The 23606-nt window shown below is 67.9% G+C and carries 21 protein-coding genes and 1 tRNA gene; 12 read left to right on the plus strand and 10 right to left on the minus strand.

Translation table 11 applies throughout. The annotated features are described in order from the left end of the window. Positions 1 to 158: 158 nt before the first annotated feature. Entirely contained in the window at positions 159 to 2282 is a 2124-nt protein-coding gene (locus V5A20_RS05955; RefSeq protein ID WP_332326904.1) for a M28 family peptidase, read from the plus strand. Between the two features lie 20 nt (positions 2283 to 2302). Here the strand turns inward: V5A20_RS05955 and V5A20_RS05960 are convergent, their stop codons facing one another. Further along, positions 2303 to 2932, minus strand: a complete 630-nt coding sequence (locus tag V5A20_RS05960) for a CPBP family intramembrane glutamic endopeptidase (protein WP_332315134.1) — start codon at positions 2930 to 2932, stop codon at positions 2303 to 2305. A 120-nt stretch (positions 2933 to 3052) separates the two neighbouring features. On the opposite strand from V5A20_RS05960, the gene V5A20_RS05965 reads away from it, so the two are divergent. After that, positions 3053 to 4468, plus strand: coding sequence for an amidohydrolase family protein (locus V5A20_RS05965; RefSeq protein WP_332315135.1), 1416 nt, complete (start codon positions 3053 to 3055; stop codon positions 4466 to 4468). A 51-nt stretch (positions 4469 to 4519) separates the two neighbouring features. Beyond that, positions 4520 to 5815, plus strand: coding sequence for an amidohydrolase family protein (locus V5A20_RS05970; protein ID WP_332315136.1), 1296 nt, complete (start codon positions 4520 to 4522; stop codon positions 5813 to 5815). A 31-nt stretch (positions 5816 to 5846) separates the two neighbouring features. Here V5A20_RS05970 and V5A20_RS05975 read toward each other — a convergent pair whose 3' ends face one another. The 7 genes from V5A20_RS05975 to V5A20_RS06005 all read right to left on the minus strand — a co-directional run bounded on the left by V5A20_RS05975 (position 5847) and on the right by V5A20_RS06005 (position 11564). Beyond that, the gene (locus V5A20_RS05975; protein ID WP_332315137.1) at positions 5847 to 6347 is read right to left on the minus strand and encodes a hypothetical protein; all 501 of its coding nucleotides are present in this window, start codon (positions 6345 to 6347) and stop codon (positions 5847 to 5849) included. A gap of 106 nt (positions 6348 to 6453) precedes the next feature. Next, complete coding sequence (locus V5A20_RS05980) at positions 6454 to 7191, minus strand: head GIN domain-containing protein (RefSeq protein WP_332326906.1); 738 nt, start codon at positions 7189 to 7191, stop codon at positions 6454 to 6456. 88 nt (positions 7192 to 7279) lie between these two features. Beyond that, on the minus strand, positions 7280 to 7780 hold the full coding sequence (locus V5A20_RS05985) for a nuclear transport factor 2 family protein (RefSeq protein ID WP_332315139.1): 501 nt from the start codon (positions 7778 to 7780) through the stop codon (positions 7280 to 7282). 13 nt (positions 7781 to 7793) lie between these two features. Continuing rightward, a complete protein-coding gene (locus V5A20_RS05990) occupies positions 7794 to 9341 on the minus strand; it encodes a M1 family metallopeptidase (RefSeq protein WP_332326907.1) in 1548 nt (515 codons plus the stop codon). Positions 9342 to 9469: 128 nt separating this feature from the next. Further along, entirely contained in the window at positions 9470 to 10279 is an 810-nt protein-coding gene (locus V5A20_RS05995; protein ID WP_332315141.1) for a hypothetical protein, read from the minus strand. A 151-nt stretch (positions 10280 to 10430) separates the two neighbouring features. Next, complete coding sequence (locus V5A20_RS06000; RefSeq protein ID WP_332315142.1) at positions 10431 to 11330, minus strand: hypothetical protein; 900 nt, start codon at positions 11328 to 11330, stop codon at positions 10431 to 10433. 159 nt (positions 11331 to 11489) lie between these two features. Further along, positions 11490 to 11564 (minus strand) — tRNA-Asp (locus V5A20_RS06005). A gap of 266 nt (positions 11565 to 11830) precedes the next feature. Between V5A20_RS06005 and V5A20_RS06010 the strand changes: the two genes are divergently transcribed. Beyond that, entirely contained in the window at positions 11831 to 12076 is a 246-nt protein-coding gene (locus V5A20_RS06010; RefSeq protein ID WP_332315143.1) for an FmdB family zinc ribbon protein, read from the plus strand. A 79-nt stretch (positions 12077 to 12155) separates the two neighbouring features. Here V5A20_RS06010 and V5A20_RS06015 read toward each other — a convergent pair whose 3' ends face one another. Continuing rightward, positions 12156 to 12530 carry a 2Fe-2S iron-sulfur cluster-binding protein gene (locus tag V5A20_RS06015; RefSeq protein WP_332315144.1) on the minus strand — a complete coding sequence of 125 codons (375 nt, stop codon included), beginning with the start codon at positions 12528 to 12530 and terminating at the stop codon, positions 12156 to 12158. Between the two features lie 555 nt (positions 12531 to 13085). On the opposite strand from V5A20_RS06015, the gene idi reads away from it, so the two are divergent. From idi to V5A20_RS06050, 7 genes are all read left to right on the plus strand, one after another. Then, positions 13086 to 13640, plus strand: coding sequence for an isopentenyl-diphosphate Delta-isomerase (idi, locus tag V5A20_RS06020; RefSeq protein ID WP_332315145.1), 555 nt, complete (start codon positions 13086 to 13088; stop codon positions 13638 to 13640). Between the two features lie 426 nt (positions 13641 to 14066). After that, entirely contained in the window at positions 14067 to 14903 is an 837-nt protein-coding gene (locus tag V5A20_RS06025) for a DUF547 domain-containing protein (protein WP_332326908.1), read from the plus strand. Positions 14904 to 15014: 111 nt separating this feature from the next. Continuing rightward, positions 15015 to 16541, plus strand: a complete 1527-nt coding sequence (gene gatB, locus V5A20_RS06030; protein WP_332326909.1) for an Asp-tRNA(Asn)/Glu-tRNA(Gln) amidotransferase subunit GatB — start codon at positions 15015 to 15017, stop codon at positions 16539 to 16541. Between the two features lie 8 nt (positions 16542 to 16549). Further along, on the plus strand, positions 16550 to 17968 hold the full coding sequence (locus V5A20_RS06035) for a TlpA family protein disulfide reductase (RefSeq protein WP_332326910.1): 1419 nt from the start codon (positions 16550 to 16552) through the stop codon (positions 17966 to 17968). Positions 17969 to 18087: 119 nt separating this feature from the next. Continuing rightward, positions 18088 to 18660: a class I SAM-dependent methyltransferase gene (locus V5A20_RS06040; RefSeq protein ID WP_332315149.1), complete on the plus strand. Its 573-nt coding sequence runs from the start codon at positions 18088 to 18090 to the stop codon at positions 18658 to 18660. A 45-nt stretch (positions 18661 to 18705) separates the two neighbouring features. Next, positions 18706 to 19488 carry a triose-phosphate isomerase gene (gene tpiA / locus V5A20_RS06045; protein ID WP_332326911.1) on the plus strand — a complete coding sequence of 261 codons (783 nt, stop codon included), beginning with the start codon at positions 18706 to 18708 and terminating at the stop codon, positions 19486 to 19488. A 247-nt stretch (positions 19489 to 19735) separates the two neighbouring features. After that, positions 19736 to 20818, plus strand: a complete 1083-nt coding sequence (locus tag V5A20_RS06050; RefSeq protein WP_332315151.1) for a class I fructose-bisphosphate aldolase — start codon at positions 19736 to 19738, stop codon at positions 20816 to 20818. 122 nt (positions 20819 to 20940) lie between these two features. Here the strand turns inward: V5A20_RS06050 and V5A20_RS06055 are convergent, their stop codons facing one another. After that, positions 20941 to 21846 (minus strand): sucrase ferredoxin, encoded by a 906-nt coding sequence (locus V5A20_RS06055; RefSeq protein ID WP_332315152.1) that lies wholly within the window; start codon positions 21844 to 21846, stop codon positions 20941 to 20943. A gap of 270 nt (positions 21847 to 22116) precedes the next feature. Here V5A20_RS06055 and V5A20_RS06060 point away from each other — a divergent pair. Beyond that, a partial coding sequence (locus V5A20_RS06060) for an ATP-binding protein (protein ID WP_332326912.1) occupies positions 22117 to 23606 on the plus strand: 1490 nt, incomplete at its 3' end.

Consider the following 23606-nt stretch of genomic DNA (forward strand, 5'->3'; position numbering starts at 1 on the left):
GAAGAGGCCGCCGGCCGACTGGCCTGGCCGGAGCAGCAACGCCTCCTCCGCCTCGCCGACCGGATGCTGCGGGCCGGCATCCCGCCCCGCCTGGTCGTACAGGCGGATCCTGAATCTTGAATGATCGCTCCATCCCCCACGAGATTGCTTGAACGCCCATGTCCCTTCGTGTCTTCACGGGGCTGTGTGCCGTCCTCATGGCCCTCCCGCTCCCGGCGCACTCGCAGCCGCTCTCCGGCTTCGCCCCCGCCTCCGCAGAGCAGCAGCGCGCCTGCGAGGCCCGGCTGGCCGACCAGCCCACCCCCGCCGCCTTTCGGGCCCACTTGAAGGCCCTGACCGACGAGCCCCACCCCGCCGGCACGCCCGCCAACGACCGCGTGCGGGCCTACCTCGACTCCGTGATGGCGGCCGCCGGGCTTTCGACGACGCACTACCCGTACGACCTCTACATGCCGTCGCCCGAATCGGCGCACCACACGGACGTCGCGCTCGTCACGCCCACCCGCCAGCCCCTCAATCGCCAGGAGTACGTCCACGATGAGGATTCCTTCTCCGGCCACCCGGCCCTGCGTCCCGCCTGGAACGCCTACTCCGGCTCCGGCGACGTAACCCGGGAGGTGGCGTACGCCAACTACGGGCGCAGGGCGGACTTCGAAAGGCTCGACTCGCTCGGCGTAGACCTCGACGGCAAGATTGTGGTGGCCCGCTACGGTGGGAATTTTCGGGGCTTTAAGGCCAAATACGCGGAGGAATACGGCGCCGCCGGCCTCCTCCTGTACACCGATCCCGCCGACGGCGGCTACACCGAGGGGCTTCCCTACCCCGAAGGCCGATACCTGTCCGCGAGCATGATTCAGCGCGGATCGGTCCTCACGCCCCTGGGCGGCGATCCGCTCACGCCGGACGGCCCCTCGCTCCCGACCGGCGCGGACGCCGACGTGAACCGGCTCGACCCGGCGGACGCCGACCTGCCTGAACTTCCCGTCGCCCCGCTGCCCTACGGCTCGGCCCGGAAGATCCTGTCGCGCATGACGGGCGAGGCCGTTCCGGAGGGCTGGCAGGGCGGCCTCCCGTTCGCCTACCGTCTCACGGGCGGATCCGACCTCACGGTGCGCCTGAAGGTGGACCAGCCCAAGGAGCTGACCCGCGCCACGAACGTCGTGGGGACGATCGAGGGCACCGCTCACCCCGACGAGTGGGTCATTCTGGGCGCCCACTTCGACGCCTGGACCTTCGGCGCCACCGACCCGAACAGCGGCACGGCGATGCTGCTGACCCTGGCCGAGGCGCTGGGCACGCTCGCCGACGCAGGGTGCCGCCCGACCCGGTCGATCAAAATTGCCCACTGGGACGCCGAGGAGTACGGCATTCTCGGCTCCACCGAATGGGTCGAACAGCTGGAGGACGAGCTGCAGGGGGGCGCCGTCGCGTACCTCAACGCCGACGCGGCCGTCTCGGGGGGGCGCTTCGGGGCGGCCGCGGCTCCCTCCCTGAAAGGCCCGTTGCTCGACGCGGCGCGCGACGTCCTCTATCCGGGCGCCCCGGACGATACCACCACCGTCTACGACCACCTCGCCGCCCGCACCGAGGCCGGCGACCGCCTCGGCGACCTGGGCGGGGGCTCCGACCACGTGGGCTTCTACACGTACGCCGGCGTGCCGTCGGCCAGCGGCGGCTTCTCGGGCACCACGCCCGTGTACCACTCCGCCTACGACAACTTTGCGTGGTACAAACGCTTCGCCGACACGAGCTTCGTATACGGCCCCGCCCTCGCCCGGCTCGACGGCACGCTCGCCCTGCGCCTCGCCAACGCCGACGTGCTGCCCTACGACGTGGCCCGTTACGCCGAAGACCTGCGCGACCACGTGGAGACGATCGCGACGCGGGCCGCGGCAAAGGGCCTCTCCTTTTCGCCCGGGAGGCTCACCGCCCCACTCGACACGCTGGCCCGCGCCGCGGCGGCGTTTGAGGAGGCCCGCGCGGAGCGCCTGGCGGCGGGCCCGCCGCCCAACGCCGACGCGATCAACGATACGCTGCTGACACTGGAGCAGGCGTTCCTGCACCGCGACGGCCTGCCGTTCGGCGACCAGTACCGCTCGCTGTACGCCTCGCCGAACCCGTTCAACGGCTACGCGTCCTGGATGCTGCCCGGCCTGCGCCACCCCGTGGAGACGACGGCCCCGGCGGACACGCTCGACCGGTGGACCGCCGTGTACCGCGACGCGATCGGGACGCTCACCGAGCGGGTGCGGGCGGCCACCGCCCAGGTGCGCGGCCGGTAGCCGTGGGCCCGACGGTCCGGTCATCCGTCCCCGTCGGGGGCGGGCGCCTCCACGGACGGGGCGAACCACCCCTCCCGCAGCGCTAAAAAGCCGAGCAGGTTGTTGAGGGTATGGGCAAGCACCGGGGCCCACAGCGAGCCCGTGACGATGAGGAGCCCACCCAGGAGGCCGCCCATCGCGGCGGCGTAGAGGCCGTACGGGACGGCGTCGCGGCCCCACACGTGGGCCGCTCCGAAGAGCAGGCTGGCCCCCACGAGCCCCGTCTCGGCCTGCAGCCAGCCTCGAAAGAGCACCTCCTCCCCCATGCCCGACGCGAGCGCCAGCAGAAAGAGGCCCGGCGTGCCCACCCCGCGCAGGTGTGGGCGCAGTGTGCGCACCAGCGGACGGTAGATGGCCCGGTACAGCGGATTGCGCGGACCTCCGGGGCGGAGCAGCACCAGATGGAGCCCCACGAGCACGACGCCCGCCAGGCTGCCCCACAGAGCGACCTCGGGCGTCCACCGGAGCTGTGCCCCCCAGTCGATCCCCCGCCACGCGCCCAGGCCCCACCCGACCAGTCCCAGGGCCACCTCGGACAGGAGGCCCGCCCGAACGAAGGCAGACCGTCCCTCCTCCGGGGCACTCGAAACCGGGCCGGACGCGTCGTGCACACCGCCGGGGGGCTCAGTGATGGGGCTCTGTGTTGCGTCGCCGCGGGCTCGCTGGTACGTTGGTGGGGCTCACCGCCGTTCCCTGCGCGCCTCTGTCCCGTGGTTCCCGTCCGTCCGTCGATGCCGACCGTGTCCCGCCTCGCCGGGTTTTGCCTCTTCCTCGTCCTGCTGGTCGGCTGTGCCGGCACCGACTCGGCCACCTCCTCGTCCGAAGGCGCCGACTCCGGGTACGACGACGCCACGCGGGAGAACATGCGCCAGGGCACCTACAACGACGCCTTCGAGTCGAGCTACGAGCCGCTGCCCGCCACGCCCACACTCATCCAGAACGCGACGATCATGACCGCCGCCGGGAAGACGATCGAGGGCGGCGACCTGCTGATGCGCGACCGACAGATCGACACGCTGGGCACCGACCTGGCGGTGCCCGACGAGGCGCGCGTGGTCGACGGCGACGGCATGTACGTCACGCCGGGCCTCATCGACAGCCACTCCCACCTCGGCGTGTCGGCCACGCCGGAGGTGGGGCCGCACTACGACAACAACGAGGCGGGCATGGCCACGCCCCAGCTCTGGATGGAGCACGGCGTGTGGCCGCAGGGCCCCGGCTTTGCGCGGGCCCTGGCCGGCGGCACCACCACGGCGCTCCTCCTCCCCGGCAGCGGCGACCTGATCGAGGGCCGCGGCTTTACCGCCAAGCTCATCCCCGCCCGCACGCCCCAAGACATGAAATTCCCCGACGCCCCCGGCACCCTCAAGATGGCCTGTGGCGAAAACCCGAAGGGCGGCGCCGGCTTCCCCACCACCCGGATGGGCACCGCCAACGGCCTCCGGCGCACCTTCCTCGACGCGCAGGCCTACCGCAAAACATGGGACGCCTGGCTGAGCGACCCGACGGGTGAACCGCCGGAGCGCGACCTCGGCATGGAGACGCTGGCCCAGGTGCTGCGCGGCGACATGCTGGTGCAGGTGCACTGCTACCGCGCCGACGACATGACGACCGTCATGGAGATTGCCCAGGAGTTCGAGTTTGACATCCGCTCGTTCCACCACGCCGTGGAGGCCTACAAAATCCGGGACCTGCTGGCGACGGCGGACATCTCGGCCTCCATGTGGTCGAACTGGTGGGGCTTCAAGATGGAGGCGTTCGACGGCATCCCCGAAAACGTACCGCTCGTCCACGACGCCGGGGCCCGCGCCATCGTCCACTCCGACGACGACCTCGAGATCCAGCGCCTCCACCACGAGGCCGCCAAGGCGCTGCGGGCCGGGCGCGAGGCGGGGCTCACCATCTCGCGCAACGAGGCCCTCCGCTGGGTCACCGCCCACCCCGCCTGGGCCCTCGGCATTCAGGACCGCATCGGCACCCTGGAGCCCGGGAAGAACGCCGACGTGGTGCTCTGGACGGGTGACCCCTTCAGCGTGTACACCAAGGCCCAGCGCGTCTGGATGGACGGCGCCCTCGTCTACGACCGCACCGACCCCAATCGCCAGCCCCAATCCGACTTCGAGCTCGGCGGCCCGGTCCAGAACTAGCCGCGGGTGCCCTGCTCAGTCGCCGCTTCTCCCCTCCCCTTCTGCCCCGCCATGTCTCCACCCCGTCGCCTCGTGTGCCTCGTGTCGCTGCTGCTCCTCGCGGCACTCCCCGTTGCGGCCCAGCCCACGGCCCTCGTGGGCGGCACCGTCCACCCCATAAGTGGCCCCGAAATTGACGACGGCGTCGTGCTGCTTCGGGGGGACACCATCGCGGCGGTCGGCCCGCGTGGCGACGTATCGGTCCCCTCCGGCGCCCGGCGGATCGACCTCTCCGGACAGGTGGTCACGCCCGGCTTCATGGACGCGGCCACCGCCACCGGCCTCATTGAGGTCAGCGCCGTCCGGGACACCCGCGACAACGCCCTCGACACCGACGACGCGGTCCGGGCGGCCTTTCGCGTCACCGACGGCATCAATCCCAACTCCGTCGTGATCCCCGTCACGCGCCTCGGCGGCGTCACGACGGTCGCTTCCATCCCGTCCGGCGGCGCCGTGGCGGGGCAGGGCGCGGTGATCGACCTGCACGGCGAGACAATCGAGCAGATGCTGGTGCGCGACCGGGCGGCCCTCTACGCGGCCTTCACGCCGGACGCGGCCGACGCGACCGGCGAGGCACGGGGCGGGCTCGCGATGCGGCTCCGCGAGGCGCTGGCCGACGCGCAGTTCTATGCCGGGCGGGAGGACGAGTACCAGCGCGGCGCCACGCGCGACCTGTCCGTCTCGCGGCTCGACCTGGAGGCCCTGACCGCGGTCCTCGACGGCGACCGGCCGCTCGTGGTGGAGGCCGCCCGCGCCAGCGACATCGACGCGGCGCTCCGCATCGCCGAGGAGTTCGATCTCGACCTCCGCATTCAGGGCGGCGAGGAGGCCTGGATGCGGGCCGACCGCCTGGCGGAGGCCAACGTGCCCGTCATCGTAAAGGCGCTCAACAACCTGCCGACGGCGTTCGACCGCCTCGGCGCCCGCTTCGACAACGCCGCCCGCCTCCACGCGGCCGGCGTGCCGGTCGCCCTCTCAACGTTCGACACGCACAACGCCCGCACACTGCGGCTGGAGGCCGGTAACGCCGTGCGCCACGGGATGGACCGGGACGCGGCGCTCCGGGCCATCACCCTCGCCCCGGCCGAGCTGCTGGGCGTGGCCGACACGCACGGCTCGCTGGAGGTCGGCAAGACGGCCAACGTCGTCGTGTGGTCGGGCGACCCGTTCGAGCCGCTCACGAGCGTCGAGCACGTCTTCATTGGCGGCACGGAGATGCCCGACGACTCGCGCCAGAAGCGCCTCCTGCGCCGGTACGAGGACCTGGGCGACCGGCCGCCGGGCTACGACGCCGGAGCGCCGGAGTAGCGCGTTTTGCCCTGTACTGGGACACTGGGCCCTACACCATGTAGTCGTCGGTGGGCACGTCGAGGAAGTCCATGAGCCAGTCGAGCGCCCACGTCTGGTTGTCCTCCCCGCTCCACTCGTAGCCGGCCTGCACCTCGTCGGCCACCTGTGGCCAGTCGACGGTCCAGTCCTTGTAGACGTGGAAGGAGAACTGGCTCACGTCGGTCTCGAAGTAGACGCACCCCTCGTCGGGGTCGTAGATGGAGGTGGCCGTGTCGTCCTCTCGGGCCTGCTCGGCGGCCCACACCACGAGCGGCACCTTGAAGCGGTAGTCCATCTCGTGGACCCGCTTGGCCTCGCTGTTGAGGTAGTTGGCCAGGACGACGCTCCCGTCGCCGTGCTCGATGGCGGCCTCCGCGGCGTCACGGGTCGACGGGTCGGCGTCGATCTTGTCGAGGGCCGCCTCGATCAGGGGCCACACCTCCACGGACTCGGGATCATCGGCGGCGTCTTCTTCGCGGGGAATCGTGACGGTACAGGTGTCGGGGTCCACGGGGGAGTCGGATTGGTGAGGAAGACTGGAAGGGCCGATTCAGCGATGCTTCGGCTGCGGCATACGCCTCGTATGCGCCGCGCCCCCCAAAAGATCGCGGGGAACGTCAGTCGATCGCGTTCACGTTTCCGCTCCCCACGATGTTCGTCGACACCGCGGGCCGGCCCCGGTACCCCACGTCCCCGGAGCCGAAGATGGAGGCCTCCAGCTGCTCAGTCACGTGCAGGTCCGCGTCACCGGACCCGGCAATGTTTACCTCCGTGGCCTGTGTCTCCAGCTCCGCGGCCCGCAGGTCCCCCGAGCCGGCGATGTTGACGGAGAGGGTTCCGGCCCGTCCTCGCAGTGTCGTCGTCCCTGAGCCGGCCACCTGCACATCGAGTTGATCGGTATTCAGAGTCAGGGTCGTGCGGCCCGACCCCGCCACGTTGAGGGCAAAGGTCTCCGCCTCGATCTGATTCTCGCCCACGATCTCGCCCGACCCCGTCAGGGAGACGGACTCGATGGTCGGGGCCGTCACGTAGACGTCCACCTCCGCGTCGTAGGACTCCCCGTCCCCGAATAGACGGTCGAGGAAGCCCGTGTCCTGGCCGACCGGCAGCGTGAGGGTTCCGTTCTCGACGGCGGCCTCGAACTGGTCGAGAACTCGTTGGGGCGCCTCGATCTCGACGGACCGATCGTCTCCTTGTCGGAGGTGGAGGGTGCCGGGCACGTGAAACGCGACGGCCGTAAAGGCCTCCACGGAGCGGGCCTCGCGGACCCGCTCCTGGGCGGCGACGTCGTGGAGCGGCAGGGCGAGGAGGCCAAAAGCGAGCGCGGTGCACCAGACGGACAGTCGGCGGAGCATGGGGGGGCAGGGGTGTGATGGGACATGCGGATGAGCAGTGTGCATGTCCATCACGGACGGCCGCGCACCAGTGTTACACCGTTCCCCCCTACCGCGACTTTTGGACCTCGGCGGGGACGTCGCAGTCCTGCCGCCGGGTGTCCGTGAGTTGAAGAATGCGCCAGCCGTCGCCCTGCCGCACCAGTTGGACCGCGTTCACGCCACAGTGCGACCGCTCGTCGCCGAGGTAGAAGACATACGGCACCCAGGCACTCGCGAGCGGCCCGTCCACCCGAACCTCCACGTCCCAGGTGCGCTCGTCCCAGACGCGCTCACGGGGCTGCCCCACCGACTCGACGAATGCATCGACCGGGGTCCGGCTCACGCCGGCCGTGTCGCCCGGGCCCACCGCGGTGTGCAGGCGGGTGCCGTCGTGAAAGACCTCCCGCACCGCGGTGCTGTCCCCCGCCCGCATTCCGTCGAAGAGAGCATCGATTGTGGCCCGCACCGCCGCCTCCGCCGTGGGCGCTCGTTCGCCATCGGACTGGGCGGACGCAACGGGGGACAATGCCCCCGCCATCAGAAGAAGGACGAAGAGACGACGCATCATGCAGGTCGACGGATTATTCGGCGCGGCGCATCGACAGCTCCGCGAGGAGATCCGTGTTGGGGTCGATCGTGACGGACGACGGCGCGCCCGGACAGTCGACGCGCGACTGCGCCTCCCGGCCCCGCATAAAGAGCGTCGTGGTGCGGGACGGGGACTCGCCGAAGGCCACCTGCACCGGCGCCTCGAAGGGCGGCGCGTCCTGGGTCTGTCGCAGCGTCACGACACACTCGGACGCCGTGTCGTCGTAGCGCCAGGTGCCCTCAATGACCGGGTGGCCGGGGCGGCGCGTCCACTGGTCGAAAAACGTTTCTAGGTCTTGTCCCGACACATCCTCCATGACGGCCCGGAAGTCACGGGTGCTCGCGTTGCCGTTCCGGTAGCGCTCGTAGTAGGCCCGTAGGCCCGCCCAGAAGGTCTCGGTGCCCACCGCCCGGCGCAGCATGTGGAGCACCCAGCCCCCCTTCTGGTAGGGGTTCGTGTTGAGGAGCTCGTTCGGATCGCTGTAGGTCGTGTCCACGAGCGGCTCGTCCGGGTTTTGCTCGTGAAACTGGACGACCTGCCGCCGGGCACTCGTCATGTAGCGCCGGAGCGCCGCCTCGCCCCGGGCGTGCTCCAGGTAGAGGCCCGTCAGGTACGTGGCGAAGCCTTCACTGAGCCAGAGGTGCGGCCAGTCCGCCTCGGTGACGGTATTCCCGTACCACTGATGCGCAATCTCGTGCGCCAGCAGCGGCGTGTCGTCCTCGCCGTCGGCCACCGCCGTCTCGCTGTAAAAGATGGCCGCCGCGTTCTCCATGCCCCCGTACCGGGTGGTCGACTGCACGTTGGCCAGCTTCTCGTACGGGTACGGCCCCAGCTTGTCCTCGAAGAAGCGGAGGATGGGGGGGGCCTGTCCCAGGTCCTCAAAGCCCGGCCCCCGGTCTTCCGGGTAGACCCAGCTCTGCACGGGCACGCCGTCGACGGTCCCGGCCGTGTCCACCGCAAAATCGGCGGCCCCAATCACCATCACCTTCGGCGGCAGCGGCACGTCGGACCGCCAGTGCGTGTGGCGCACGTCGCCCGCCATGGAGTCGGCCACCAGCGCGCCGTTGCCGACGACCTCGTACGGCGCCGGGGCCGTCACCCGAAACGACACGGTCGCCTTGTCGGAGAGGTGGTCCACCACCGGGAGCCAGTGGCGGGCCCGGTTCGGCCAGTTGTCGCCGAAGAAGGTGCGGGCGCCGTACTGGTTGGTGCCAATGATGAGGCCGTCGGCGGGCACGCCCGCGTACTCGATGCGGAACGTGCGCGTCTCTCCCGCCGCAAGCGTGGGCGGATCGATGCGCAGAAGATCCCCGGCGTGACGATGCGGCACGGCCTCTCCGTCCTCCACCACCGACTGTACGCGCATTCCGGTGCCGCCGCCCGTCGCCCGGCCGACCAGGTCAAGCCGTACGGCCGTGAGCGTGTCGGCTTCGACCCGGAGGCGCACCGTGGCCGTCCCTTCGATTCGATCCGTCGTGTCGGAGAGGGTGAGGGCAAAGTCGTAGTTCTGCACATCGATGCCCGGCTGGGGCTGGGCCACAGGGCCCGGCGTGGGCTGCGCACAGGCCCTGTGCCCCCCAAGGAGGACACTCCCTCCAACCACGATTAGGAGGGCCCAACGCCAAAAGAAAGAGTCGAAGGACGCCATCGCGACTTCAAGGCAGGGAATTAGTTTCCGGGACGAACTCGAATCTTCCGCGTCGTGTCGTTGAAGGGGCCCGGCACGACGTTGCCATCACTTCCGATGAGCTGGAGGTTCACTTCGTAGGTGCCGGCCTCCAGCCCCGTCACGAACGCCGGAGTCCACTCGGTGAGCGTAATGGACGCCACCTCGGTTCCATCGGTGTCGCGGATGGTGTATCGGGCCTGGTAGCCATCCGGGCTCAGTTCCACGTTGTGCAGGTAAAAGTCGAGCATGATTCGCTCCGCATCGGCACGGCGATACCGCCCCTTCGGCCGGCTGTAAATAATGGCCGGCTCTCTCGACCCGAGCATGAACTCCCCGGACTCCTCTCCCACGTAAAAGTTGACCAAGTCGTAGGCCTCCGGTCCCTTCACGCTTTCGTGGTAGGAGCGGCTCGGGAAGGCAACGAGGGTGTGCGCCCCCGGCTCCAGGTCGCCGAGGTCGAAGGGCGTTCCGGTCTCGTAGTTGGCCATGTAGGGCTGGTTGTCCACGATAAGGTGAAAGTGCTGCCCATTGCCGGAATTGGCAATCTCATTGGCCCGCTCCGTGTCGGTCTGAATGCCCGCCTCAAAATTCTCGGCCTCAACCGTGGCGTCGACCCCCGCACTGTCCACCACCGCACTGTCGGCCGGGGCCGTCACGCGGGCCATGGCCCCGTCGATGGACGGCGAGCGGTCGCCCGCCTGAATCTGCACGCCGTCACCGTCCCCGCCCCCGCCACAACCGGCGAGGAGCAGGACGCCACCAAACAAGAGCGCGAGGGCAGACAAGGAAGCGCGGCGAGACTGAAGCATGGGAGAGCTGGAATGTTGATTCGTGCCAGTGTGGACCACGGGGGCGGTGGTGCACGCCCGTAGAGTGCATCGTAAGAATAGACAGTAGGGGGCCGCCTGTCAATAACCCAGGATGCTTCTGGGGACGCCCGCCCGGAGTGGGCCCTCGGACTCACGGCTGGAGGAGCCACCAGGCGACAAAGACAACTGCCCCCCCTACGAAGGCGCTCGCCACGGCGTGCAGCCGGAGTCGGTCGAGCAGATGATGGTGCGCGTCGAATTCGTTCTCAGGGTCCTCCCCCTCCGTCAGCCCGGCGGCCTCCGAGACCTCTCCCCCAATTTCACAGCGCGGGAGGAAGTCGAGCGCCACATGCAGAAAAATGCCCGTCGCGATGCCAAACACCAGCGCGTGCACAACGTCATTCCCTGGAGGAGAGATGAGCCCCACCGGCACGGCCGTTACAGCGACCGCGGCGGCCGGAATCGAGAGCCCCGACACCGACCGCCCGGTCCGTCCCAGCCGCCGGGCCGCCGCGTAGCCCGCCGGCCCTTTGTGCGAAACAATCGCAAGGCCGAGTGCTGGGCCGAGCGTGGGCATTGTGGCGTAAACGGCCCCGATGACCAGCCCGGCGGCCAGCGAATGGGCCGTGAGCTCGAGGGTCGTGCCATCGAACGGAAGGTGCAGGTGGGCCAGCTGGTGCTGCCCCGCGTGTAGCAGAAACCCCAGAAACACCCCGGCTGCAATCCCAAATCCGCCCGTGGCAGGGTCGTGCCCGATGGCACTTGGGATGAGGAACGCTCCCGTGCTCGTAATCATCGCCCCGCTGGCCACGCCGTAGCCCCAGGCCAGCCGGCGCGCCTGCCGCACACTGCCGGATCGGCCCGTCGCGTCGGACCGCGTCCCCAGCCACGCACCTCCCGTCATGGCCACGAAGGCCGTCGCCCCGATGGCCAACAACTTCCAAAGCGAGGCCGCCGCTGCGAGCCCCAGCGCGAGGGCAAGCGCGCCCACGCCCCCCCATCCAACCGGAGTAAGCAGGCGGGACGGAGAGGAAAGGGAAAAAGAGGGCATCGGGGACCAGAACAGGACGGGGGCAGCGAACGCACGCCAAGCAGTCGGGACGACCCGGCCGGACATGGGGAGGGGACCGGTCAGAACGTGTCCCTCCGGGCTGACTGGGCTGAAACGACAAAAACCCTCGATCCCGAACGGTCGGGATCGAGGGCCAAGCGGTCCGGACGGGACTCGAACCCGCGACCTCTGCCGTGACAGGGCAGCATTCTAAACCAACTGAACTACCGGACCGTCTGTGCCGAAACAGCACACGTATTTAGGTGCGAGGACCCATCGAGTTCCGGACACGGGAAATGTTCACACAGGTTCAACCCATGTCTCCACTCCCTTCTTCCCAGTTGTACCGCCCGATACTCCTTGAATTTCTCTCGGGACTGCCGCTCGTTCCGGAAACAATCGAATGGTAGAAAGTAACAGGGTCCCATATGCACACACGCGGCAAACACCCGTGTTGCAGCCCCGCTTCAGACTCTCTCAGACTGCCGACCCTCTCGACAATGCCAACCTATACATATCGCCGTGAAGACGGAAGCACCTTCGAAGTGGATCAGCCCATCACGGAGGATCCTCTCGACGCGTGTCCGGAGACGGGACAGGATGTGGAACGGATCATCACGGATAATCCCGGCGTCATCTTCAAGGGCGACGGCTTTCACGTCAACGACTACGACGAGCACGGGCCGAAGGACGAAGCCTCCACCTCCGGCGATGCAGACGGCGACGGCGAGACGGACGCCTCGTAGGCAGACCAGCGGAACGTGAGGGCGCGGTTCTCCATCGGTTCGGGCAAAGCTGCCCCCCAGGCGGTCCGCCCCGGAAACCTCATGTGTCCTCCAGCTCCTCAATCGGGAACCACTCCGCCGCCGGCTCCACCGTGACGGCCGGATCCGGCCCCGCATCGTCCCATCCCTGATCCTCGACCGTCATGAGGGGCGAGACGTTCATGTCGCGGTCTACCACGATTTGACAGGCGAGACGCATCTCCCCGAACTGTCCGATGTCGGTCAGCTTGTCGTACTCGGCCTCGGTCATGACCTGTGGCTCCCCTTCCTCAAACTCGACGCGACAGGTGGTGCAGTGCGCCTGCCCTCCGCACCGGTGCCCCACCGCGACCCCGCACTCTTCGAGGGCCCGAACGAGCCGCGTGCCCTCTTCAACTTCATAGGTTCCAGCGCCGTCGATCGTGAGATTGTGCATGAGAACAAGGCTGACAATTTACTGAAACGCGGAACGGCCCCGTTAAGAGCCGTCCTAAAGGGACGAATCTGAGCCGAGTGCGTCAAGCCCCAAGATTGAGAATCCGTCTCTCCGAAACACCCAATGCCATTGCCGGGGCCTGTGCTACGGCCCAAACTTTCTATACTCCCTCAGGATTCAGCCTCTCCCTCTCGATAAAACGCCTTCCAAACAGCACCATTGTCCCTCTGAGCTCGACGCAGAGCCCATCTGACAAGAGTCGGCCTCCGTTGGTTGGACCAGTTGCCCCCCAGCGAAGTGCTGTGACCGAAGGGCCGAGGTGCCCTTGGAATGCGAGGACTGAAGGGCATGCTCCTGCGGTGCTGAGGACACAAATCACGTCTGGAGCGACGACGAGAGTAGGTTTTGAGGCCTGCGGGAAGGAAGAGATATCGCTTGCATGTGGCGCTACGCACTTTGAAATAAACCCGTAACTAGTGGGGGCGCTGGGCAACGAGAACCGGCCTCGAGTTCATATTGTGGGTGGTTTTCGGATGCTTTCCTTGCCCACGGCTTATGTCCCACCCTGTTGTACTGGTGAACGAGGACGACCGGTCGCTCGGCACCGCCGACAAACTCCGGGCCCACGCGGAGGGGTGGCTTCACCGCGCCTTCTCCGTGTTCATCTTCGACCCCGAGGGGCGCCTTCTCCTCCAGCAGCGAACCGTCGACAAGTACCACTCCGGCGGCCTCTGGTCGAACACGTGCTGCAGCCACCCCCGACCTGGGGAGGCCCCGATCGACGGCGCCCACCGACGGCTGCCAGAGGAGCTGGGCTTCACGGCGTCCCTGACGCCCATCCTCCAGGACCGCTACGACCTTCCCGTGGGCGAGAATCTCGTCGAGCACGAGCACAACCACGTGTTCGTCGGCTCGGCGGACGCGCCCCGCATTTACCCCAGTGCCGAGGAAGTGGCCGACTGGCGGTGGGTGTCCCCTTCCGTTCTGCGCGAGGACGTGGCGGCCCACCCCCACCGATACACCGCGTGGTTTCGGCATCTCTTGCCGCCCGCCCTGGCCGCCGCCCCGTCGCCATCCGGCGACCCATCGGCCTCTCCCTCTCCCACGTAGCCCGCGCGACAGGCGCCGCTGCTCGGAACCCTAGGCGGCGAGAGGCCTCCGATACGTCCTTGGCGTTTCCTTTTTCTCACCTCCCCTTCCCCGTGCCCGACGGTCCTCCTCCGTACCGACAGTACGCAGGCCTTGCCCTCGTCGTCCTTGCGTACGTCGGGGGCATTGTCGGCTGGTCGTGCGCAGTGCTGGAGGTTGATGCCCCGTCGCCCCCCGCGGATTCCTCTCAGGCCCAGACGGTCCATTCTGCCGTCGACGCCTCCCCTGCCGACGCACAAGGGCTCCTCCTCCGGTCGTCTTTTCAAACCCGTGCCTCCCTCCGGGATGAGGGCGCTCAGGAACGTCGCCCTTCGCTCAGTCGTGCCTGTACGGGATGCAGATGTCTGTATCCCCTCGTGTCGTTCCATCAGACATCGAACACCACCAATGGCTGGGCGAATGTGGACGCTCGTGGGGCTCCTGTGCATGATTAGTGGCGGGGGGGCCCTCGCCACAGGCCCTCGCGGCGGCCCTCCTTCGACCTCGGACTCCACCCGGCACGCCGCGTTCGATCGTCTGTTGGAGCAATTCGTGGATGCTCGGGGCGACGTGGACTACGCGGCCCTGCAGCGTCAGGCCGACTCTGTGCTCGCCCCCTACCTCCAGGCACTGGCGGACACCCGCCCGTCCATGCTGGACCGCGAGGCCCGCCTTGCCTTCTGGATCAATGCGTACAACGCCTACACGCTGAAGCTGATCGTCGACCACTATCCGGTGGCGAGCATCCGGGACATCGACGGGCCGCCCGGCGGCGGCACCCCGTTTGAGCGTCCCGTCGGCCCCGTCGCCGACACCGTTCGCACGCTCGACGAGATCGAGCACGAGATCATCCGCGAGCGGTTCGACGAGCCGCGCATCCACTTCGCACTCGTCTGTGCCGCCAAGAGCTGTCCGCGCCTCCGCCGCGAGGCCTACACCGGCGCGCAGCTCGATGCGCAACTCGACGCGCAGGCCCGCCGCTTCCTCCACGCAGCTCCCAAAAACCGCATTCCCGACCGCGAGGGGGCCATCGCTCTGTCCCGCATCCTAAAATGGTACGGGGGCGACTTTGGGCCCACCCCGGCCGCCATTCAGCGGGCCCTTGCGCCGTACTTTGAAGGCTCGGTGCGCGACTCGCTGGCGCAGGGCGCGTACACGGTCCGCTACCGGCCCTACGACTGGACCCTGAACGCCTCGTCCCTGGATCGGGGCGACGGGGATCCCGAGCGTGCTGCCGGGCCTTGACCCGCCGGTCGGCCCCGAACATTTCTCCGCCCCCCGGGTTTTCGTTCCCCTACAGCTTTCGGGGCAACGTCGTCCCGCCCTCTCCTCTCTTTCTGACCCTGCCCGATACGTATGGCCTACGAGAAGTACGAGCCGGTCATCGGCCTGGAGGTGCACGTCCAGCTCCAGACCAACGCCAAAATCTTTAGCCCCGACGCCACGGCGTTTGGGGCCGCCCCCAACACGCAGGTCGACCCCATCAGCCTCGGCCACCCGGGCACGCTGCCCGTGCTCAACGAAACGGTGGTCACCTACGCCCTGCGGCTCGGCGTGGCCACGCACTGCTCCATTGCGGACCGCTCCGCCTTTGCACGCAAGCACTACTTCTACCCGGACCTGCCGAAGGGGTATCAGATCTCTCAGTACGACACGCCGATCTGCTACGACGGCTACGTGGAGATCTTCCCAGGCGAGGACGCGGACGCGCCGCCCTCCAGCCCCGACTCCCGCCGGATCGGGCTGACGCGCATCCACATGGAGGAGGACGCGGGCAAGTCCATACACGATCCGTCCGGAGGCACCACGCAGCTCGATTACAATCGGTGCGGGGTGCCCCTCTTGGAGATGGTGACCGAGCCGGACCTCCGCTCCCCGCGGGAGGCCTACCTCTTCCTGCAGCGGCTGCGGCAGTTGGTGCGCTACTTGGGGATCAGCGACGGCAACATGGAGGAGGGGTCCCTGCGCTGCGACGCGAACGTGAGCGTGCGGCCCCGCGGCCGAGAGGCATTTGGGACCCGCACCGAGCTCAAGAACATGAACTCGATGCGGCATGTGGAGCAGGCGCTCGACTATGAGATTGCCCGCCAGATTGCCGCCGAGGAGCGGGGGGCGTCCATCACCCAGCAGACCCTGCTCTGGGACGCAGACGCGGGCACGACCCGCCCGATGCGCTCGAAGGAGGAGGCCCACGACTACCGCTACCTGCCCGATCCGGACCTGGTGGAAGTGGAGGTGGAAGACGCCATGGTCGAGGAGGTCCGCGAAGGCCTTCCCGAGCTCCCCCGGGCCCGCCGACAACGATTCGTCGAGGAAGTGGGGCTGCCCGAATACGACGCCGGGGTCCTGACCGAGGAGCGCGCCGTGGCCGACTACTTCGAGGAGGCCCTTCGGCACCTCTACAAACGCACCAAGGGGGGCGACACCGACGCGCAGGCCAAGGCGGTGTCGAACTTTATCATGACCGAGGTGATGCGCGTGCTCAATGAGCGCGACCTCGCCGTCGATGAGCTGGCGGTAGGCCCCGAGCGGCTGGCCCAGCTCGTGTTTCTGCGCCTGGAGGACAAGGTGAGCTCCAACGGCGCCCAGGAGGTCTTCGAGGCCATGCTCGCCGAGCCCGACAAGAGCGCAGGCCGCATCGCCGACGAGCGGGACCTCATTCAGGTGACCGATCGCGGCGCGATTGCTCCCGTGGTGAAGGACGTGCTCGACGACAACCCGAACAAGGTGACGACCTACCTCGAAGGCAAAGACGGCCTCTTCGGGTTCTTTATCGGGCAGGTGATGCAGCGCTTCGACGGCTCCCCCGACCCGGAGCTGGTCCGGTCGCTGCTCCAAGAGGCGCTTGACGCGCGGCGGGACCCGGCGAACGTTGACGAGTAGCCGCTCCGATGATTCCCTACGTCCCTGTCCTCTCCAGCACCGTCTCCCCGGGGCAGTGCGTGTTGGGGGCCCTTCTTCTCGTCGCTCTGGGCACGGCCTGTCAGCAGCCCGCCCCCTCCATTCAAAGCCATTTGAAGGGACAGGTCCTCGTCGACTCGTCCGCCGACGGCCTGGACGCGTACCGTGACGTTCGGGTGCTCGTGGTTCGGCCGGACGGACGCCGCCTCGACACTTTGGGCCACGCCCGGCCCGGCCCCGACGGCCGCTTTCAGATGCCGATTTCCGCGCCGAAGCGCGGCGTCTACGCCCTGTCCCTCTGGGGCCGCGGGGGCCGAGAACAACTCGCCAGCACCGAGTACGTGGTCGCTCCGGGCGACACCGCCGCCCTCCGTGTCGAGCTGCCGATGCGGGGGGACGGGCTCCGTCCGGTGTCTCCCGAAAACCGGGCCTTGCAGGCGTACCGCACCGCCATGAGCATGCACCAACGCCTGCTCACGCGTCGGCTCCGCACCGGGGCTGCCGGCGCCAACGCGCAGGTCCAAAACATCCGCCTTACCAGCAGCGTTCTTTGGCGCCTCCAAGACCGGTACCCCGGCACCTACGCGGCGGAGTTTGCTGCCGTCGAGTCGCTCTCGCTGCTCGAAGGCTGGAACGATTCGTTGGTCGTGGCCCGCGCCCGGCAGATCCCCTCCAGCAGCCCGCGCTATGTCGACGCCGCCCACATTGCCCGACGGGCGGAGGCCCGCCGCCATGGCCACCGCGCGGCCCTCACCCTCCTCGACACCCTGGAGGCCCGTGCCGACAATTCGTGGCAACGGGCCGGGGTGCAGGCCGCCCGCATCCAGGCATTTCTGGACAGCGCACAGGTGGAGCCGGCCCTGTCGGCGTCCCAACAGCTCCGGGCCCGGTTCCCGAACACCCCCTGGGCGCGGTGGGCCCGGCGCACGGAGTACGAGGCAACCCGCCTGCAGCCGGGCATGCCGGCGCCAAGCCTCACACTCCGGACCCTTCGGGGCGACACCCTCTCCCTCCGCTCCCTGCGGGGCCGGCCCGTCGTCCTTGAGTACTACCGGCCCGGCCTCGACCTGTACACGCTGCAGCGCCCCCTCCGCAACGCCCTCCACGACGCCACTCGGGCCGACTCCGTCGCGTTCGTCTCTGTGTCCATCGAGCCCGACACGGTCGTGAACCGTGCCTTCCTGCAACACCGGCGACTTCCGGGCCATCGAGCCATCGCCGCCGACGGGGCCCGAGACTCGCTCGTCACCCGGTACAACGCCGTCCGCGTTCCCAGCTGGGTTCTCATCGACAGTGCGGGGACGATCGTGGACCGCTACCAGGCGAGCGGCCTCCCCGCCCTCCGCCAAAGCCTCACCCAGCTCCTCCAACCCGAGCAATCGGCCCCCACCCCGCTGTCCCTGCCATAGCTTTTTCCGAAGATCCTTCATGGAGTCGGAACGTGAAGGCCTTGAAACACGACCCGCTGTCCGCGTACTTGGCTCGTGCTCCTCCCTCGCCCGTCTTCCGCGACAGCTCCGATCATGCCGTGCCGTCTGTTCTCTCTGGGGCCCTCACCTATATTAAAAATTTCCTCCGAGACCAGGATGTTGCGGCGATCGCCCCGTCCTCCTCCTTCCTGGTCCGACGTGTCTGCAAGTGGATCGATTTTGAGGAGGACCAGATTATCGTCGAGTACGGCCCGGGGAATGGGGTCTTCAGCGAGTTTATTCTTGACCGTCTGACGCCGAACTCCACCCTCCTTCTCATCGAAAGCAATGCCGACTTCGCGGAAATGCTTGAGGCGCGAACCGCTGACGACCCCCGAGCCGTCGTGGTGAAGGACCGGGCCGAGCGCATTGTTGAGATTCTCGACACGCGCGGCGTGGAGGCGGTCGACTACATTGTGTCGGGCATCCCCTTCTCGTTCCTCGACGAGGACGAGAAACAGACGCTTCTCGCCCAGACGCGGAACGTGCTCTCAGACGACGGAAAGTTTCTCGTCTATCAGAACTATAACCACCTGGAGGCCCCGCTCCGCGACCACTTTTCGGAGGTTAGGAAGGAGTACGAGCCCCGCAACATCCCCCCGACCATGTTTGCCTATGAGGCGCGAAAGTAGCGCCGCCCTGTTCTTCTCGATTCCCTTCACAACTGCTCCTCGTTCATGCTGGTCGCTGGCAACTGGAAGATGAATACCGACGTCCCGGACGGCCGGGCGCTCGCCGCCTCTATCGCGGAGGGCCTCTCGTCCGCCTCCTCCGACCTCGGGACGGTCGAGTTCCTCGTCTGTCCCCCCTACGTCCACCTGCCGGCCGTCACCGACGCGCTGGCGGATGCGCCTGTCACGGTGGGCGCCCAGGACATGCACGCCGAGGACGAGGGGGCCTACACGGGCGACGTGTCTGCTCCCATGCTCACCTCCATCGGGTGTGACGCCGTCATTCTTGGCCACTCCGAGCGGCGCAAGTACTACGACGAGACCGATGCCGACGTGAACGCCAAGGCCCAGCAGGCGCAGGCCCACGGCCTCGTGCCCATCGTGTGCGTCGGCGAGACGCTGGAGCAGCGGAAGGCGGGAGAGGCCGATACGGTCGTCCAGGGGCAGGTGGACGGGGCCCTGTCGGGCGTCCCGATCGACAGTGCGGACGAGCTCGTCGTGGCCTACGAGCCGATCTGGGCCATCGGCACCGGCGAGTCCGCGGAGCCCGAACAAGCCCAGGAGATGCACGCGGTGATCCGCGACGACCTGACGGAGCGGTACGGCACAGCAGTGGCGGACGACGTGCCCCTCCTCTACGGTGGCAGCATGAAGCCACACAACGCGTACGGGCTCCTCTCTCAGCCCGACATCGACGGCGGACTCATCGGCAGTGCCAGCTTGGCGGCCGAGAGTTTCCTCGGCATCGCCGAAAAGGCCGGGAAGGTATTGGAGGAGGCCAGGGACTGACCGCGCATTCGTCGGCGTTTGGGCCTTGCCTCGGCCGGACGAAGCGCCTCTGTTGCCCTACAAGCGTACGGTTGGATCCTCGTTCGCCAAATTCCCATACTTTCCACCAGAGGGGTTGCCCGCCTTGCCTCCTTGACGTGGACGAAGACGGTCTCGCTTCTTACCTTATGGAGCAGGCCTTCCACGTCTACGCCCGACCGAGGCCCTTGCCTCCTCATTCTGTCCCACAACCCTCCCCAACCGACCCATGGCCCAAGCAACCCGCACCCCCATTGCCAAGCACCTCGGCGACGAAGCCGAGGACCTGCTGGATCACGAGTGCGAGACCATCCCAAAAGACCAGCTCCACCTTCCCGGCCCGGACTTCGTCGACCGCGTCTGGAAGGGCTCAGACCGCAGCCCCCAGGTCCTCCGGTCGATGCAGCAGATTTTCGACCACGGCCGTCTCGGCGGGTCTGGCTACCTCTCCATTCTGCCCGTTGACCAGGGCATCGAGCACTCCGCCGGGGTCTCCTTTGCGCCGAACCCGATCTACTTCGACCCCGAAAACATCGTCAAGCTCGCCATTGAGGGCGGCTGCAACGCCGTGGCCACCACCTATGGCGTGCTCGGCTCTGTGGCGCGGGACTACGCCCACAAGATTCCGTTCGTCCTCAAGATCAACCACAGCGAGCTGCTCTCGTACCCGAACCGGTACGACCAGGTGCCCTACGCTCGCGTGGAAGACGCCTACGAACAGGGCTGCGTCGGCGTCGGGGCTACCATCTACTGGGGCTCCGAAGAGTCGAACCGCCAGCTGCAGGAGATCTCGAAGATCTTCTCGAAGGCGCACGACCTGGGCATGACCACCATCTTGTGGTGCTACGTGCGCAACAAGGAGTTCGTCCTGAACGGCTCCAACTACGAGGGCTCGGCCGACCTGACGGGCCAGGCCAACCACATCGGCGCCACCATCGAGGCGGACATCATCAAGCAGAAGCAGCCGACCCTGACGGGCGGATACGCCGCGATGCGTGAGCACAAGGACAGCGGCTACGCCAAGGACCCGTCGCTCGTCGACGAGAAGCTGCTGACGGACCACCCGATCGACATGACCCGCTACCAGGTCGCCAACAACTACATGGGGCGCTGCGGCCTCATCAACTCCGGCGGGGCCAGCGGCGAGAACGACCTGCAGCAGGTGGTTCGCACGGCCGTCATCAACAAGCGTGCCGGCGGCATCGGCCTCATCACGGGCCGCAAGTCGTTCCAGAAGCCGATGGAGGAGGGCGTCGAGATCCTAAATGCCATTCAGGACGTGTACCTCGACGACGACATCACGATTGCCTAACCGCGCGTCGTCGTAGGGCAGGCCCTTTTCGGTTCACAACCGCATCGGGTGCGCCCTGGACATTTCGTGCTGAGCATTACGGCGTGCCTCCACCGCCCGGTGGGGGCACGCGTGTTTGTCCCTCAGGGGCCGGGTGCGTCGGCGTCCCTCCACGTCACGCGCCAGGCCGTCTCCGGCGTCGCCTCATCACTTCCGCAGCTGTGAGGAAACGGCGTCCCCCGCTGTTCCTGCCACACATGCGCCGTTCGCCGTTTGCTCTCGGCCTGCGTCCGCACCGTCCAGTGCGCATCCGTCGCCTTCACCCCCACGCCCTGCACGGCCGCGAGGGCGGTCGTCCCCAGGTGTCGCCGGAGGGACAGGCACGCCGCCTGCACGGGCCGCGGCTGGTGGACCGCTCCGCGCACCCGTTCGAGATCATACAGGTGTCCGTGGCGGTGCGCCTCCACCAGATCGGCCATGTCGTCGGGGCGGAGCCAGCCGTAGTGCGTGCCGTCGGGCAGCACCAGGGCGGTCGGGGCGAAGCGGTGGCCCCCGAGGTGGGACGTCTGCCACGCAGCGTCGGGGGCGGCGTCGGCCGCGGCCTGGGCGACGGGACGCCCCCACTTGGCACAGCAGGCATCCCGGCGGCCGTTCACACAGGTGAGCACGAGCGGCCCTGAATCGGTTTCAGAAGCGGAGGCCCGAAGCGCCTTTGGCACCTGCAGAGCAGGAATGTCCTCGTAGGCCCCGAGCCACCACTTGCGCACGACCGGCCGCGGACCGGCCCGCACGGCGATGCAGCGAATGCGGCCGGGGGCGTCCCACCGTTCGAGGCCTCGACGAATCAGCTGCACGCGCAGGTCGGGCATTGTTTTCGTCCACTCCGCAATGGCATCGTGCACACTGCGGCCCCAGCCGGCCTCCTCGACGGCGTCCGTGCTCCACGGCGAGGGGTCTTCGATCAGCAGCCAGCGTGCGGCCTCGGTGGCGGTGCCCATCGGCGATACACCATGGGAGCGGGCCAGCCGTGAACAAAAGGCGGGGGCCATATAATCCTCGTCGAAGGAACAGGTGGGGAATCTTCGTCTCATTCGTATGGGCGGAGGCGGCGCCGGATTCCGTTTTCGTCCCCCCCAAACAAGATCGAGCCATTCCGATCGGCCCCTTCCGGTCGGCTGTGCACTGGGGGCCGGCACGAAGCCTAACCGAGAGGCTCCATCTTCCTCCGCAGCGGACGCGTCTGCTTGCGCGGTTGAATCCCGTGCCCGCCCCTCTCGTTCGCCCCATCCCGTCGGTTTCCTTTCAAGTTCTTCGTGTCCATGCCCGAGCCCGAACCGTCCGAGCCCGACGCGGCTTCTGCCGTAGACGATGCTCCCGAGACCGCCCCCGACACACCGCCGCTCGAGCCGTACACCGCTCATTACCCGCCGTGGGCCCGCGAGCTGGCACGAAAGTACTTCACGAAGACGGTCTCGACCTTTATCCTGCACGGAGACATCCGGGACGTGGTGCCCGCCGAGGACCGCGACGGGGCCCGCATCTACCCGCCGCTCCGTCGCTTCCTGACCGACGACCTGTTCGCCGCCCGCGACGTGGTCGTCTTCTACGACCGCAGCGCCGGGATCCACTTCGCGGACGCAGCGTCCCGAGAAGACTTCAGCCGCGCCCTGGCCGGGCAGGCGAGCCTCGCCGGCACCGAATACGAAAACAACCTGCCGAAGGCCCCCGACAAGGTTTTCGAGCTGCTCGAGAGCTACTTCCGCCTCCGCCTCTCGAACGGCACCCGGGTGGCCTGTGTCATCGACTACGCCGAGACGGTGGCCCCCATGGCCGAGGCGTCGATGTATTCGGCCCAGGACCGACAGTCGCTCGTGTACCTGCAGAAATGGTCCCGCGACTCGCTCTTTCTGGAGAGCGACTTCACGCTCACGCTGCTCACCGAGAACCTGACGGACCTGAACCAGCAACTGGTCCAGAGCCCCCACACCGCCGAGCTCTACGTTCCCATCCCCGAGGAGGACGACCGACGGGCGTACATCGACTGGGCGCTGGCAGAGCGGGACGACCTCTTCCGGGCCCATTCGGAGGTCTCCCCGGACGCGCTTGCCCAAAACACCGCGGGCCTCAACTACACGCAGCTCCGGACCATCCTGGCCGACGTCCTGGAGAACCAGAACCGCCTGAGCGCCGAGACACTTTCCGACCTCAAGAAGGAGTTTATCGAGGCGGAGGCGTACGGCATGCTCGAGTTCATCGAGACGAACAATTCGCTCGACCTCATCGCCGGCCACTCGGCGGCAAAGGACCACTTGCGCCAGGCCGCCCAGGCGGTGCAGACGGGCCGGCACGACGTGCTCCCGATGGGCTATCTCGTGAGCGGGCCCGTGGGCTGCGGCAAGACCTTTCTCATCAACTGCTTCGCCGGGGAGATCGGGATTCCGATGGTGAAGCTCAAGAACTTTCGGTCCCAGTGGCAGGGCGTCACGGAGGGCAACCTGGAAAAAATCCTGAACCTTTTGGAGGCGATGACGCCGGTGGCCGTCATGATCGACGAGGCCGACGCGGCGCTCGGGAACCGCGACATGCAAGGCGACAGCGGCGTGAGCCAGCGCGTCTTCTCCCAGATCGTCTCGTTCATGAGCGACCCGGCGCACCGCGGAAAGGTGATCTTCTTCCTCGTCACCGCCCGCCCCGACCTCATGCCCGTCGACCTGAAACGGCAGGGCCGCGCCGAGGAGCACTTGTCCCTGTTTTACCCCCACACCCGCGCGGACCGGGAGGAGCTCCTCCGGGTGATGATGCGCCGAAC

The organism is Salinibacter sp. (genome assembly GCF_036626415.1).
In the GTDB taxonomy this organism is placed as follows: Bacteria; Bacteroidota; Rhodothermia; order Rhodothermales; family Salinibacteraceae; genus Salinibacter.

Coding starts and splice junctions, on each gene's coding strand:
- V5A20_RS05955 (WP_332326904.1), top strand. CDS start 159: ATGTCCCTTCGTGTCTTCACGGGGCTGTGTGCCGTCCTCATGGCCCTC.
- V5A20_RS05965 (WP_332315135.1), top strand. CDS start 3,053: ATGCCGACCGTGTCCCGCCTCGCCGGGTTTTGCCTCTTCCTCGTCCTG.
- V5A20_RS05970 (WP_332315136.1), top strand. CDS start 4,520: ATGTCTCCACCCCGTCGCCTCGTGTGCCTCGTGTCGCTGCTGCTCCTC.
- V5A20_RS05980 (WP_332326906.1), bottom strand. CDS start 7,191: ATGCTCCGCCGACTGTCCGTCTGGTGCACCGCGCTCGCTTTTGGCCTC.
- V5A20_RS05985 (WP_332315139.1), bottom strand. CDS start 7,780: ATGATGCGTCGTCTCTTCGTCCTTCTTCTGATGGCGGGGGCATTGTCC.
- V5A20_RS05995 (WP_332315141.1), bottom strand. CDS start 10,279: ATGCTTCAGTCTCGCCGCGCTTCCTTGTCTGCCCTCGCGCTCTTGTTT.
- V5A20_RS06000 (WP_332315142.1), bottom strand. CDS start 11,330: ATGCCCTCTTTTTCCCTTTCCTCTCCGTCCCGCCTGCTTACTCCGGTT.
- V5A20_RS06010 (WP_332315143.1), top strand. CDS start 11,831: ATGCCAACCTATACATATCGCCGTGAAGACGGAAGCACCTTCGAAGTG.
- V5A20_RS06015 (WP_332315144.1), bottom strand. CDS start 12,530: ATGCACAATCTCACGATCGACGGCGCTGGAACCTATGAAGTTGAAGAG.
- idi (WP_332315145.1), top strand. CDS start 13,086: ATGTCCCACCCTGTTGTACTGGTGAACGAGGACGACCGGTCGCTCGGC.
- V5A20_RS06025 (WP_332326908.1), top strand. CDS start 14,067: ATGGCTGGGCGAATGTGGACGCTCGTGGGGCTCCTGTGCATGATTAGT.
- gatB (WP_332326909.1), top strand. CDS start 15,015: ATGGCCTACGAGAAGTACGAGCCGGTCATCGGCCTGGAGGTGCACGTC.
- V5A20_RS06035 (WP_332326910.1), top strand. CDS start 16,550: ATGATTCCCTACGTCCCTGTCCTCTCCAGCACCGTCTCCCCGGGGCAG.
- tpiA (WP_332326911.1), top strand. CDS start 18,706: ATGCTGGTCGCTGGCAACTGGAAGATGAATACCGACGTCCCGGACGGC.
- V5A20_RS06050 (WP_332315151.1), top strand. CDS start 19,736: ATGGCCCAAGCAACCCGCACCCCCATTGCCAAGCACCTCGGCGACGAA.
- V5A20_RS06055 (WP_332315152.1), bottom strand. CDS start 21,846: ATGGCCCCCGCCTTTTGTTCACGGCTGGCCCGCTCCCATGGTGTATCG.